12 protein-coding genes are annotated in these 13,704 nt (G+C 58.8%); 1 reads left to right on the top strand and 11 read right to left on the bottom strand.

Translation table 11 applies throughout. The features are described from left to right. Window positions 1–49: 49 nt before the first annotated feature. Window positions 50–829: an envelope biogenesis factor ElyC gene (gene elyC / locus WFN61_RS02805; RefSeq protein WP_337037520.1), complete on the top strand. Its 780-nt coding sequence runs from the start codon at window positions 50–52 to the stop codon at window positions 827–829. On the opposite strand, the gene WFN61_RS02800 is transcribed toward elyC, so the two are convergent. The 11 genes from WFN61_RS02800 to aroA all read right to left on the bottom strand — a co-directional run bounded on the left by WFN61_RS02800 (window position 806) and on the right by aroA (window position 13,676). Continuing rightward, complete coding sequence (locus WFN61_RS02800) at window positions 806–1,699, bottom strand: YcbJ family phosphotransferase (protein ID WP_144812956.1); 894 nt, start codon at window positions 1,697–1,699, stop codon at window positions 806–808. The genes elyC and WFN61_RS02800 overlap by 24 nt on opposite strands. Window positions 1,700–1,828: 129 nt before the next feature. Then, window positions 1,829–2,575 carry a 3-deoxy-manno-octulosonate cytidylyltransferase gene (kdsB, locus tag WFN61_RS02795; RefSeq protein ID WP_257757106.1) on the bottom strand — a complete coding sequence of 249 codons (747 nt, stop codon included), beginning with the start codon at window positions 2,573–2,575 and terminating at the stop codon, window positions 1,829–1,831. Next, window positions 2,572–2,754, bottom strand: coding sequence for a Trm112 family protein (locus tag WFN61_RS02790; RefSeq protein WP_042392435.1), 183 nt, complete (start codon window positions 2,752–2,754; stop codon window positions 2,572–2,574). The genes kdsB and WFN61_RS02790 overlap by 4 nt, the downstream gene beginning before the upstream one ends. A 52-nt stretch (window positions 2,755–2,806) precedes the next feature. Further along, window positions 2,807–4,039 carry a winged helix-turn-helix domain-containing protein gene (locus tag WFN61_RS02785; RefSeq protein ID WP_313448041.1) on the bottom strand — a complete coding sequence of 411 codons (1,233 nt, stop codon included), beginning with the start codon at window positions 4,037–4,039 and terminating at the stop codon, window positions 2,807–2,809. Window positions 4,040–4,081: 42 nt separating this feature from the next. Next, window positions 4,082–5,059, bottom strand: coding sequence for a tetraacyldisaccharide 4'-kinase (lpxK, locus tag WFN61_RS02780; protein ID WP_144812965.1), 978 nt, complete (start codon window positions 5,057–5,059; stop codon window positions 4,082–4,084). Then, entirely contained in the window at window positions 5,056–6,804 is a 1,749-nt protein-coding gene (gene msbA / locus WFN61_RS02775; RefSeq protein WP_144812967.1) for a lipid A ABC transporter ATP-binding protein/permease MsbA, read from the bottom strand. Before msbA ends, lpxK begins: the two co-directional genes overlap by 4 nt. A 36-nt stretch (window positions 6,805–6,840) precedes the next feature. Further along, the gene (locus WFN61_RS02770) at window positions 6,841–9,105 is read right to left on the bottom strand and encodes a ComEC family protein (RefSeq protein WP_337037515.1); all 2,265 of its coding nucleotides are present in this window, start codon (window positions 9,103–9,105) and stop codon (window positions 6,841–6,843) included. Window positions 9,106–9,280: 175 nt separating this feature from the next. Further along, on the bottom strand, window positions 9,281–9,568 hold the full coding sequence (gene ihfB, locus WFN61_RS02765) for an integration host factor subunit beta (protein WP_042392427.1): 288 nt from the start codon (window positions 9,566–9,568) through the stop codon (window positions 9,281–9,283). Between the two features lie 125 nt (window positions 9,569–9,693). After that, window positions 9,694–11,367 (bottom strand): 30S ribosomal protein S1, encoded by a 1,674-nt coding sequence (gene rpsA, locus WFN61_RS02760; RefSeq protein ID WP_042392425.1) that lies wholly within the window; start codon window positions 11,365–11,367, stop codon window positions 9,694–9,696. Window positions 11,368–11,524: 157 nt separating this feature from the next. Next, window positions 11,525–12,208, bottom strand: coding sequence for a (d)CMP kinase (gene cmk, locus WFN61_RS02755; RefSeq protein WP_042392424.1), 684 nt, complete (start codon window positions 12,206–12,208; stop codon window positions 11,525–11,527). Window positions 12,209–12,392: 184 nt separating this feature from the next. Next, window positions 12,393–13,676, bottom strand: a complete 1,284-nt coding sequence (aroA, locus tag WFN61_RS02750; RefSeq protein ID WP_312633678.1) for a 3-phosphoshikimate 1-carboxyvinyltransferase — start codon at window positions 13,674–13,676, stop codon at window positions 12,393–12,395. Window positions 13,677–13,704 lie beyond the last annotated feature (28 nt).

Raw genomic sequence — 13,704 nt, 5'->3', positions numbered from 1 at the left:
TAAGATCCACAGAATAACCTGCTGTATGGTCAAAAAGGAAACGGAAGCCATGCTTTTTACGCTGAAGAAATACATTGGTGGGATGCTGCTGCCCCTGCCGCTGCTGCTTTTGCTGATGGGGATTGGCCTGGCGCTGGTCTGGTTTACCCGCTATCAGAAGTCAGGTAAGGCGCTGATGAGCGCGGGCTGGCTGGTGCTGGTGCTGATCAGCCTCCAGCCGGTGGCGGACGGTATGCTCAGGCCGATAGAGCAGACCTACCCGACCTGGCGCGGCACCCAGCAGGTGAAGTACATCGTGGTGCTCGGCGGGGGCTACACCTGGAACGATTCGTGGGCACCGAGCTCGAACCTTATCAACAACAGCCTGCCGCGTCTGACCGAGGCGGTACGCCTGTGGCGGCAAAATCCAGGCGCCAAAATGATCTTCACTGGGGCACCGGCGGTCACCAACCCGGTCAGCACCGCCGAGGCCGGGGCGCGGGTGGCTGAAACGCTGGGCATCCCGCGTAGCGACATTATGACACTCGACAGTGCCAAAGATACCGAAGAGGAGGCCGCCGCGGTGAAGCAGGCTATCGGTGAGACGCCGTTTCTGCTGGTGACCTCGGCGTCGCATCTGCCCAGGGCGATGATCTTTTTCCGCCACGCAGGCTTACATCCCCTGCCCGCACCGGCTAACCAGCTGGCGATCGACTCACCGCTTAACCCCTGGGAGCGCATTATCCCCTCCCCGGTGTGGCTGATGCACAGCGACCGGGTCGGCTATGAGACGCTGGGGCGCGTCTGGCAGTGGCTTAAGGGTTCGTCAGGCGATCCACGGCACGAGTGATTTTGAGGCGAGGTCAAAATTGGCGCGATTGAAATGGCCGGTGTTCACCAGCTGCGCCACCTCGTCCCACAGCGTGTAGAGCCAGCGCCGCCAGATAAACGACTCGGAAACCGGGGCATGCTGGAGATAGTGCCACAGCAGCCCTTCTGCCAGCGCGCTGTCGGAGAGGCGAAACAGCTCGTACTCCCGCGGCGCCCAAAGCATGACGCCTGGCCCTACCATCGCCACCAGCTGATCGGTGCGGGCATCTTTTAACATGCTGCGCAGGTTCAAATTGCCGTGCACAAGTACGCAGTTGTCGTTAAAGCCTTCAAAGAGTTTGGGCAGGCACTCCCGGGTGCGGAACAGGATCCGTTTATCCTGCATTGTCAGGCCAGTGTTTTTAAACTGATTGAGGGTGTTCCACAGCACCTCAACCCGCTGGCGATACCATGAGGGCCAGATGTTCTCCTGGGTGCTGTCCACCACGCCGACACAGCCGTGGCTATCCTGCCGATGCCAGGCGAGCAGCGCCTCAACGATCTGATCTTTCAGTTGCTCCCAGCGCTCCGGCGTGCGGGCCGGAGCCTCAACCGGTACGCCGCGCAGCCGCTCGATCAGCAGCACGTCCGGGCCGGGGTGCTCGTCATGGGTCATCACCCCGTAGACCACCGGCATGCGAACCGTACCGCTGCGGGCCAGCATCGACATCTTCCACGCCAGCTGCCGCGCCAGACCCGGCGTGGTAAAGCTTCTCGCCAGCAAGGGCATGGGGTGGCCGTGGCTGTCGTACAGTGACCACAGCGCGGTGTCCGCCTTCTCGTTAACACACTCCACGCGGCTGAGTTTTTCCCCCAGCAGGTGGCTCAGTTCGGCACGTAGTTGTTCCATTCACGTTTCCCCCTTACGAATACCCTTACTTTTTATAATGGGCTTCCGTCACAGAGATGTCATCCTGATAAGATCAAAACAGCGGTAGAAAGTGTAGAAATTCCCCTCCGGGCGGAGGGGAGAGAGGAACTAGCGGAGTTCAGCGCGCACGCGGGCGAGATCTTCTGCGGTATCCACGCCGGTGCCGGGGATGGCCTGCGCCACATCAACGTGAATCTTTTCCCCGTTCCAGAGCACACGCAGCTGTTCCAGCATCTCGATCTGCTCCAGCTGGCTTGGCTGCCAGGTGACGTAGCGGCGGATAAACCCGGCCCGGTAGCCGTAGATACCGATATGGCGCAGGAAGTTATCGCCGATAGCCTCGCGCGACTGGGCGAAGCGGTCGCGATCCCAGGGAATGGTCGCCCGGGAGAAGTACAGCGCGTAGCCCTCGCTGTCCATCACCACTTTAACCGCGTTAGGGTTAAACGCCTCTTCCGCGCTGTGGATCGGCACAGCCAACGTCGCCATCCCAACCTGGCGCTGGGCCAGATTCTCCGCCACCTGGCGAATAATCGCCGGTGGGATCATCGGCTCGTCGCCCTGGACATTAACGATGACCGTGTCATCGCTAAAGCCGCACGTCTCCACCACCTCTGCCAGCCGCTCGGTGCCCGACTGGTGATCGGCGCGGGTCATGCACACTTCGCCCCCGGCCGCTTCGACGGCCAGCGCCACGTCAGGATGATCGGTAGCAACAATAATTCGCGCCGCCCCGGACTCGCGCGCCCGCTCCAGTACGTGCACGACCATCGGCTTGCCGTTGATATCCACCAGCGGCTTACCCGGCAGGCGGGTTGAAGCATAACGCGCAGGAATGATAACAACGAAACTCATGGACGGCTCTCTTCGGCTGCGAGCGGGCGAGCTTCGTTTTCCAGCAGTACCGGAATACCTTCCCGCACCGGGAAAGCGAGGCTGTCGACTTTACAGATCAGCTCTTGTTTATCCTGGCTGTAGTAGAGCTTACCGTTGCAGACCGGGCAGGCAATGATTTCGAGTAGACGGTGATCCATAGTTCCTCCTGAGGGACCGAAAGTGGTATGCCTTAAATGTTATCATATTCCCCTAATCCACAGCGGCAATTTCCCATTCGCCTTGCCTGTGGGTAAAGAGCCCGTCCGGGAGGCGTTTGCAGACCACCTGCCGCGCGCCCTGCCAGCGGGCAAAATCCTCAATGGCCGTTGTGAGGCCGCTCTCCAGCCTGCGGCCCGGCTTGATGTCCGGCTCCAGATAAAGGGCGATAATTTCTAGCACGCCCGTTTTACGGTGCATCTTGGCATCCATCCGCCCGACCAGCTGCCCGCAGTGCAGCAGCGGCAGGACAAAATAGCCATACTGCCGTTTCGGTGCCGGGGTGTAGCACTCCAGCCGGTAGGTAAAGTTAAAGAGCTGCTCGGCGCGCTTGCGATCCCACACCACCGGATCGAAAGGCGAGAGTACCGCGCTGTGGGTAGCGTTCAGCCTGCCCGCCTGCGCCAGCTCAAGCTCGGACAGCAGGTCGGTATGCACAAACGCCTCCCCCAGAGTTTCAACCTCTACGCGCACCACCTTCTGCTCAGCCTGCCAGCGCGCCATCAGCGCGGGCAGTGCCGGCTGGCGCAGACGATAGTAGTCCGCCAGCCAGGCGGGGCGAAAAAGACCTAAGCTGCGGGCGCTCTTCTCCAGCATCCGATCCTCCGCCACCGCCTGGGAGAGAAGATCCCGCTCGTCATCCCAGTGGGGCATCACGCGGTGGGTCAGATCGTAGACGCGCTGAAAGTTGCGCCGCTCAACCACCATCACCTTACCGGCGGTAAACAGCCCCTCAAGGTGTCGCTTATGCGGCTTCCACTCCCACCAGCCGCTGCTGCCTTTGCGCGGATGAGCGAAATCCGCCGAGCGCACCGGGCCATTCTCAAGGATATGGGCAATAAGCTGCTCAATTTCAGCCGCGTGCTCATCCATCCAGGCCGCGCGGTATTTCCAGCCCATATTTTCCGGGGCCAGCATGCGGTGGCGTACCAGGGCAAAATCCTCACGCGGCAGAAAGCAGGCCTCGTGCGCCCAGTACTCCATCAGCTCCCCCCGGCGCAGCGCCTCATCGAGCCATGACGGCGAGTAGTCGCCGAGGCGGCTAAACAGTACGAGGTATGGGCTACGGGCCACGATATTAATGGTGTCGATTTGCAGAAGCGACATCTGCTGAATGGTAGACAGAATATCGGCAGGCCTGGCGCGGCGGCGCGGCTTTTTCAGCAGGCCCTGGGCGGCAAGATGGAGATGACGGGCGGCGGTAAGCGAGAGTTGCGGCACAGACATACGGGTTCCCGTGGTTAACAGGGCGCTGTCGGCACTGTGCCGCTAGCGCACCAGAGTGAGCAGATCCTGTAGCAGGCGTTCCGGTTTGTCGCCCTCCAGACGGGCGTCAACCGGCAGATACCACCAGCTCTCGTCGGCAAAGGCGCGGCACTTGACCGCGTCCTTCTCGGTCATTATCAGCGTTTGGCCGGGTTGAATAAACCCGCTCACCTGTGAATAGCTGAGCGCCTGATGATCGGCCAGCGCAACGGTGTTCTCTACCGCTGCGCCGCAGTCGGCCAGAGTCTGGAAAAAGCGCGGCGGATGACCAATCCCGGCCATAGCGACCACGGCGGGAAGTTCAGCAACCGGACGGCGCTCGCCGCTCTTGAGGTTCACGGCAAGACCCGGCTGCAGGCGCATCGGGATCTCTTCCGCCCGCGCCTCACCGCCGTTGGTTATCACCGCATCGACGGAGCGCAGACGGGAGGCCCGCTCGCGCATCGGTCCGGCAGGCAGCCACCAGCCGTTGCCAAATCGGCGTACGCCGTCGATCACCACGATCTCTTTATCGCGGGCGAGACGGTAGTGCTGGAGTCCGTCGTCGGTCACAATAAGCTGGAGATCGTGCGCGTCCAGCAGGGCTTTCACCGCGTCGCTGCGCACCGGGGAGACCGCTACCGGTGCACCGGTACGCTGATAGATCAGCACCGGCTCGTCGCCCGCCTGCTCCGTGGTTGTCTGTGGGTCCAGCACCAGCGGATAGCTATCCGCCTTGCCGCCGTAGCCGCGAGAGACCACGCCAACCCGCACGCCGCGCTGCCGCAGCTGCTCAACCAGCCAGATCACCACCGGCGTTTTGCCGTTGCCGCCCGCCGTGAGATTACCCACGACCACCACCGGCACCGGTGCGCGCCAGGCTTTTTTAATGCCCAGCCGGTAGCAGAGACGAATTGCCCCGCTCACCAGGCCATAGAGCCAGGAGAGCGGCAGCAGCAGCAGCCACAGCGGTGATTCGCCTGACCAGATGCGGGCTATCATGCGCCAAACTGCATCTTATGCAGCTGGGCATAAACACCCTGCTGAGCCAGCAGTTCATCATGGCTACCGCGCTCAACGATGCGACCATCTTCAACGACCACGATCTCGTCCGCCTTCTCAATGGTAGAGAGACGGTGAGCGATCACCAGCGAGGTACGGTTTTTCTGCAGCTCGTCCAGCGCGGCCTGGATAGCGCGTTCAGACTCGGTATCCAGCGCTGAGGTGGCCTCGTCGAGGATCAGGATCGGGCTGTCGCGCAGCAGGGCACGGGCGATAGCGATACGCTGGCGCTGGCCGCCGGAGAGCAGCACGCCGTTCTCGCCGATAATGGTATCGAGACCGTTATCCATCTTACTAATAAAGTCCATGGCATAGGCCATACGGGCAGCGGTCTCGATCTGCTCCCGGCTGTACTCTTCCGTGCGCGCATAGGCGATGTTATTCGCCACCGTGTCGTTAAACAGATGCACGTTCTGCGATACCAGTGCCACCTGATTACGCAGGGAGTGCAGCTTGTATTCGCGCAGATCGTGGCCGTCCAGCAGGATCTCGCCGCTGTCGGTGTCATAGAAGCGGGTGATCAGGCTGGCAAGGGTTGATTTACCCGAGCCTGAACGCCCCACCAGCGCCACGGTTTTGCCTGCGGCGATGTTCAGGTTGATGTCACGCAGCGCTGGGGTTTCACGCCCAGGATAGGTAAAGGTGACGTTGCGGAACTCCAGGTTGCCTTCGGCACGCTCAATGTCGCGCTTGCCTTCGTCTTTCTCCTGCTCGCTGTCGAGAATGGCAAACAGCGTCTGACAGGCAGCCATGCCGCGCTGGAACTGGGCATTAACGTTGGTCAGCGACTTCAGCGGACGCATCAGGGCAATCATCGAGGAGAAGACCACGGTGATGGTCCCGGCGGTCAGGGTCTCCATCACGCTGGGGAAGCTCGCCGCATAGAGCACAAAGGCCAGCGCCAGAGAGGCGATCAGCTGAATGATCGGATCGGAGATCGAGGAGGCGGAGACCAGCTTCATCCCCTGCAGGCGCATCTTGTTGCTCACCTTGTCAAAGCGCTCGGTTTCGACCTGCTGGCCGCCAAACATCAGCACCTCTTTGTGGCCCTTGAGCATCTGCTCTGCGCTGGTGGTCACCTGCCCCATCGTATTCTGCATGTTCTTGCTGATGTTACGAAAACGCTTCGATACCACACGAATGGCAATCGAGACAATTGGGGCCAGCACGATCAGGATCACCGACAGCTGCCAGCTGTAGTAGAACATCATGATAAACAGGCCAATAATTGACGCCCCTTCACGCACGACGGTAATCAGCGCGTTAGATGAGGAGGAGGCAACCTGCTCAGAGTCATAGGTGATACGGGAGAGCAGCGTCCCGGTGGACTGTTTGTCAAAGAAGGCGACGGGCATGCCCATCATGTGGCTGAACAGGCGCCGGCGCATGCCCATCACCACTTTGCCGGAAACCCATGAGATACAGTAGCTAGAGATGTAGCTGGTGATCCCACGCAGGATCATCAGCCCAATGATCACCAGCGGCATCCACAGCAGCACGGAGCGGTCCGTTTTACCAAAACCTTCATCGAGCAACGGTTTCAGAAGCGATAGCATAAAGGTATCGCTGGCTGCGTTAAGGATCAGTGCGACCCCCGCCACGAACAGACCCGCTTTGAAAGGTGCAATCATTGGCCAGAGGCGGCGGAACGTTTGCCACGTAGAGAGATCTTTGTCGTTATGCATTCAAAAAACCAGCACTTGTTGAAATAGCCGCATATTCTACCCGTTATCTGCAGGGACGCCAAACCGCTGATGATACCAGCGGGGGAAAAGTTGTTCGCGCAGGCTGAGGATCTTCCAGCCTTTGGTAGAAAAGTAGATGCTCGTTTGCCCCGCATGCGGCGTGTCGTACCAGCGGTAGCCCTGCTGCCGGTAGCGGCGAATCACTTTTGCTGAGGGGAGTCGCCAGGCGTTATAGCGCGAGGCGGAGGCCAGCGCCGCCTCGCCGTTGACCCGTTGAATAAGCGGCAGCGACGAAGAGGTGCTGCTCCCGTGGTGTGGAACCTGGATAAATGTAGCCTGTAGATGCTGCCAGTAGCGGCTCAGCATGCGCTGCTCGGCAGGGGCTTCAATATCGCCGGTAAGCAGGATGCTCTGTTGACCATCATCGACCTTAACGACGCAGGAGCCGTTGTTTCCTTTCGCCACCTCCCCCGCCAGCGGCCAGTGTGCGGTAAAGTTAAGACCCTGCCACTGCCAGCGCTGGCCGCGAAAACAGGGCAGATGTCCGCCCCACCCCAGCGGACTGCGCACGGTCATCTCCGGCCACGCTTTTTGCAGCGTCTCCAGCCCGCCCCGGTGATCGAGGTGCTCATGGCTGAGGATAACGCCATCAGGTTTAAGATGATGCCAGCGTAGCCACGGAACGATCAGCTGCTGGGCACTGTCCCCGCCCGGCCACGCCAGTCCGGTGTCATAGAGCATGGCGCGCTGATTGCGGACAATGACCATCGCCAGCCCCTGCCCTACGTCCAGCATGTGTACGGCCCACTCATCGCTGCGGGCAGCGCGGTTGCGCGGCAGCGCCAGCAGCACAACAATCGTCAGGCCAAGGAACGGCGCTTTGGTGTAGATGCGTAGCCGCCAAAGCGCTATCGCCACCCACGGGAGCCAGACCAGTCCCTGCCAGCGCTGGTCAATGTCATACCAGCCGTCAGGCAGCTGGCGTAAAAACCAAAACAGCAACGCCAGGGTTCTGTCCGCCAGCAGCCAGCTGCCGCTCTCGACGATCGCGGGGCCGCTCAGATGCAGCAGCATGCCAGTGAGGATCAGCGGCACGGTGACAAAGGTCACCAGCGGTACGGCAATGAGATTGGCAACGATTGAGGTCAGGCTGATGCCATGAAAAATGGCTACCTGAATGGGCAGGAGGAGGATCATCATGCCCAATTGCAAATGCAGCAGGCTCAGGACGCTGCGCACGATACGCCCTCCTGGCAGGGGCGGCAGCGGCAGCGGCAGCCACTGATACCAGAAGATCAGCGCGGCGACGGCAAACGCGGAGAGCCACAGGCTCTGGGAGAGAATAGCTACGGGATCGATAAACAGGATCGCGGCTACGCAGCAGAGCCAGACCTGCCAGGGCGACCACTGTCGACCCGAGAGGCGTAGCGCGCCCCAGACGACGAGAGACACCGCCGTACGCAGGGCTGGCGGCTGCATACCGGTAAGCCAGGCATAGTAAACCGCGCAGGCAAGACCAAACAGCAGCGGCAGCCGCCAGCCGATCCTGTTGCCAGGCAAGAAAAACTGTAGGCCGCGCATTAGCAGCCAGCCCAAAGACGCCGCCAGAGCAATATGCAAACCGGAGATGGCCATCAGGTGTGCGGTGCCGGTCTGGCGCATCAGGGCTTTAACATCGGCACTTAGCGCGGCGCGCTCCCCCATGCCTAGCCCCAGCATGACCGGTCGCCACGTGTAAAGTGCCAGCGTCTCGCTCAGAGAGGCGAGATAGCGGGCGCGCAGGTCGCAGCGAAGATCGATCGGCGTGGCATGAATAAACCGCCCGCTTACCGGCTGATGCTGGGCTATAGCATAGCGCTGGGTATCGAAGCCGCCATCGTTAAGCTGTCCGTGTACGGCACGCACTTTCAGCGTCATCTCCCAGCGCTGTCCGGCACAGCCTGGCTGAGGCAGATACTGCCCGTACAGTCTAATCCCTGGCGCAGGGAAGAGCCGCCTGCCGTCCAGCTGCTCGATAATGCCCCGATGGGCGGTCATACCGTCGGTGGCGACAATCTTTACCACCGCCCGCTGGGTTGCCCCCGGCAGCGATTTTGCTGGCCAGACGGCCTCCTGTGCGGCCAGCACTCCCCAGGCAAAAAAGAGCAGCCATAGCGCCAGCCAACGGACTCGCGGCCAGCCTCCCATCAGGCAGCCAGCAACAATGATAGCCACGACTCCACTGATTTCTGGCAGGGCTGGAAGCCATAGCAGGGGCAAAACGGCAGTAATCAGACAAAATGCAACGGCGGGCAGACTCATAGCCACCTCCTTGTGCCGCGAGTATGCAGGCATCGGGCGGCGCTGTCGGCTATGGCTTTTCGGTTTTACGAGGCAGCTTCAGAAGCGATAGAAAAATCGCGAACGACAGAAATGAAAAAAGCACCCGCAGGTGCTCTCTTCAGAGAAGTACGTTTTCGCCGGTACGGCGTAAAACCTACTCTTCGTAAATGTTGGCGCGGTCGCGCAGTTCTTTACCCGGCTTAAAGTGTGGGACATATTTGCCTTCCAGATCCACTTTATCACCTGTTTTTGGGTTACGCCCGGTGCGTGGTGCCCGATAGTGCAGAGAGAAACTGCCGAAACCGCGGATCTCAATGCGCTCGCCCTGGGCCAGGGTCGAGGCCATATGCTCCAGCATCTCTTTCACAGCGTCTTCTACAGACTTAGCCGGAATGTGAGATTGTTGGCTTGCAAGTCTTTCGATCAATTCTGACTTGGTCATGATTCCTCCGGTTTCCTTAATCAGGAATATTTACTAACAGCAGATTAGACAAGGGCGGCCGTAGCCGCCCTTTGTTATTGATTACAGGACTAATCTTGTAATCTGTCAAGCTACCCGAGGGTAACTTATTCGCCTTTCGCTGCTTTGAACGCTTCAGCCATAGCGTTAGAGAAGTTGCCTTCTTCCTGTTTGTTGTTAACAGTAGCGATTGCATCTTTCTCGTCAGCTTCGTCTTTAGCACGAACAGACAGGCTGATGGCGCGGTTCTTACGATCAACACCGGTGAACTTAGCTTCAACTTCGTCGCCAACGCTCAGAACCAGAGTTGCGTCTTCAACGCGGTCACGGGACGCTTCAGAAGCGCGCAGGTAGCCTTCAACACCGTCGGCCAGCTCTACGGTTGCGCCTTTCGCGTCAACTGCAGTCACTTTACCGGTTACGATTGCGCCTTTCTTGTTCAGGGCAACGTAGTTGTTGAACGGATCTTCTGCCAGCTGCTTAACGCCCAGGGAGATACGCTCACGCTCTGCGTCAACCTGCAGAACAACCGCTGCGATTTCGTCGCCTTTTTTGTATTCACGAACTGCTTCTTCGCCTGTAACGTTCCAGGAGATGTCAGACAGGTGAACCAGGCCGTCGATGCCGCCGTCCAGGCCGATGAAGATACCGAAGTCAGTGATAGACTTGATTTTACCTTCAACACGGTCGCCCTTGTTGTGGGTTTCCGCGAACTGCTGCCACGGGTTGTTTTTGCACTGTTTCAGGCCCAGGGAGATACGACGACGTTCTTCGTCGATATCCAGAACCATTACTTCCACTACGTCGCCAACGTTAACAACTTTAGACGGGTGGATGTTTTTGTTGGTCCAGTCCATTTCGGAAACGTGCACCAGGCCTTCAACGCCCTCTTCGATTTCAACGAAGCAGCCGTAGTCGGTCAGGTTGGTTACGCGACCGGTCAGCTTGGTGCCTTCCGGGTAACGTTTAGCGATAGCAACCCACGGATCTTCGCCCAGCTGTTTCAGGCCGAGGGATACACGGGTACGCTCGCGGTCGAACTTCAGCACTTTAACAGTGATTTCGTCGCCAACGTTCACGATTTCGCTTGGGTGCTTAACGCGTTTCCATGCCATATCAGTGATGTGCAGCAGGCCGTCAACGCCGCCCAGATCAACGAATGCACCGTAGTCAGTGAGGTTCTTAACGATACCTTTAACTTCCATGCCTTCCTGCAGGTTTTCCAGCAGCTGATCGCGCTCTGCGCTGTTTTCAGACTCGATAACCGCACGACGGGAAACAACAACGTTGTTGCGTTTCTGGTCAAGCTTGATCACTTTGAACTCAAGCTCTTTGCCTTCCAGGTGCAGCGTATCGCGTACCGGACGCACGTCTACCAGAGAACCTGGCAGGAACGCACGAATACCGTTCAGCTCAACAGTGAAGCCACCTTTAACTTTGCCGTTGATAACACCAACTACAGTCTCAGCGTCTTCGTAAGCTTTTTCCAGCGTGATCCAAGCTTCGTGACGCTTAGCTTTCTCACGGGACAGCAGAGTTTCACCGAAGCCGTCTTCTACTGCATCCAGTGCAACGTCAACTTCGTCACCAACCTGGATTTCCAGCTCGCCCTGGGCGTTTTTGAACTGCTCTGCCGGAATGGCAGACTCAGATTTCAGACCGGCGTCAACCAGTACGATATCTTTGTCGATAGCAACAACAACACCACGAACGATGGAACCCGGACGGGTTTCGATTGTTTTTAAGGATTCTTCAAAGAGTTGAGCAAAAGATTCAGTCATGTTTAATCTTCAGGTTAATATAACGTCCACCTGGCTCCATGCCGGATGGGGTTGTTTCACATACCCGCTGTCACTCCGTTGCAGCGGGGGTACTACATAATCTTGCTACTACATAATTTTACTACTACATAATCGTGCTACTACAAATTCGGTCGCTTTAAGCGAGAGCCAACTTTTGGCGCGCGTATTGTAACGCTTTTTCAATCACTTGCTCAATGCTTAAACTGGTAGAATCCAGGACTAATGCATCGGCAGCGGGGACCAGCGGCGCTACGGGGCGATTACGATCGCGATCGTCGCGTTCTTTGATCTCGGCCAAAAGGCGTTCAAAGTTAACACTAAAGCCCTTCTCCTGCAACTGCAGCATGCGGCGATGCGCGCGCTCTTCCGAGGAGGCGTCGAGGAAAATCTTCACCGGCGCGTCGGGGAATACCACCGTACCCATGTCGCGACCGTCGGCAATCAGGCCGGGCAGCTCACGGAACCCACGCTGGCGACGCAGCAGTGCCTCACGTACGCGAGGAAACGCGGCCACCTGGGATGCAGCATTCGCCACTTCCTGGGTGCGGATCTCACCGCTCACGTCTTCGCCCTCAAGGATCACCTCTAGCTGGCCGTTAGTGGATACAAAGCGTACGTCGAGATGTGCAGCCAGCGGGACCAGCACCTCTTCCGAGGTAACGTCAACGTGATGATGCAGCGCAGCCAGCGCCAGCACGCGATAGATCGCACCCGAGTCGAGAAGATGCCACTGCAGCGCTTCCGCCATCGCCTGGCACAGAGTCCCTTTGCCCGCACCGCTTGGCCCATCAATGGTGATTACCGGGGCAGTTGCCGCCATCTTTTGCTCCTTATTAAAGGCTTACCATGAACGTAAACGCCGCGCATTATACGCGCCAACGTACGCAACTGTTATCTTTGCGTGTAAATAACGGAATTAATGAGACAGAGTGTAGAAGAAATGGGCAGGGATGAGTGTGAGAAAGCGTAAGGAAATGCCGCATCGCAGGATGCGGCAGAGATAATCATGCGAAGGTGCTAATACGCGCCAGCTGGTCGAAATAGTCCGGGAAGGTTTTCGCCGTACACTTCGGGTCAAGGATCGTCACCGGCGTTGCCGACAGGGCCACCAGAGAGAAGCACATCGCCATCCGGTGATCGTTATAGGTGGCAATGGACGCCTCCTGCAACACCGCAGGCGGCGTGACGCGGATATAATCCTCGCCCTCTTCCACCTCTGCCCCCACCTTGCGCAGTTCGGTCGCCATGGCAAACAGGCGATCGGTCTCTTTTACCCGCCAGTTATAGATGTTGCGCAGGGTCGTCGTCCCGCTGGCAAACAGCGCGGTAGTAGCAATCGTCATCGCCGCATCCGGAATATGGTTCATATCCAAATCAATCGCTTTCAGCTCACCGCGGGTGCAGGCGATGTAATCCTCGCCCCAGGTCACAGTCGCGCCCATCTTCTCCAGCACGTCGGCAAAGCGAATATCGCCCTGCACGCTGTTGCGCCCGATGCCGGTCACCTTCACCGTGCCGCCTTTAATGGCCGCCGCTGCCAGGAAATAGGAGGCAGACGAGGCATCGCCCTCTACCAGATAGTGACCCGGAGAGCGGTACTGCTGCCCGCCGCGCACCACAAAGCGCTGGTACTGCTGGTTCTCGACCTCGACGCCAAAGGTCTTCATCAGATGCAGCGTGATATCAATGTAGGGTTTTGAAACCAGATCGCCTTTAATAGCGATCTCCGTGTCTTTTGATGCCAGCGGCGCGGTCATCAGCAGCGCGGTAAGGAACTGGCTGGAGACGCTGCCGTCTACCGCCACCTGACCGCCGGTAAAGCCGCCGCGCAGGCGCAGCGGGGGGTAGTTCTCTTGCTCAAGATAGTCGATTTGAGCTCCGCCCTGACGCAGCGCATCCACCAGATGGCCAATCGGGCGCTCTTTCATGCGCGGTTCGCCAGTCAGCACAACGTTGCTGCTGCCGAGACACAGGGCAGCCGCTAGCGGACGCATCGCGGTACCGGCATTGCCGAGAAACAGCTCAACCTCTTCAGCAGACCGTAGCGCGCCGCCGTTGCCGGTGACTTCACAGCGGGTACGATCGCCAGAGAGCGTGTAATGAACGCCTAACGCTTTCAGCGCATTGAGCATATGGCGCACGTCATCGCTGTCCAGCAGGTTAGTGAGGACGGTGGTGCCGTGTGCCAGCGCTGCCAGCAGCAGAGCGCGGTTCGAGACACTCTTAGAACCAGGCAGATTAATGGTGCCATCTACGCGCGCAATAGGTTGTAACGTCAGGGATTCCATGAAACTAAACTCTCAACTCAACATAATA

Origin of the sequence: Pseudescherichia sp. AS216, from assembly GCF_037152055.1 — a bacterium.
Classification (GTDB): Bacteria; Pseudomonadota; Gammaproteobacteria; order Enterobacterales; family Enterobacteriaceae; genus Pseudescherichia.
The sequence above is the reverse complement of the archived record's forward strand: the minus strand, read 5'-3'. Positions and strand labels throughout refer to the sequence as shown.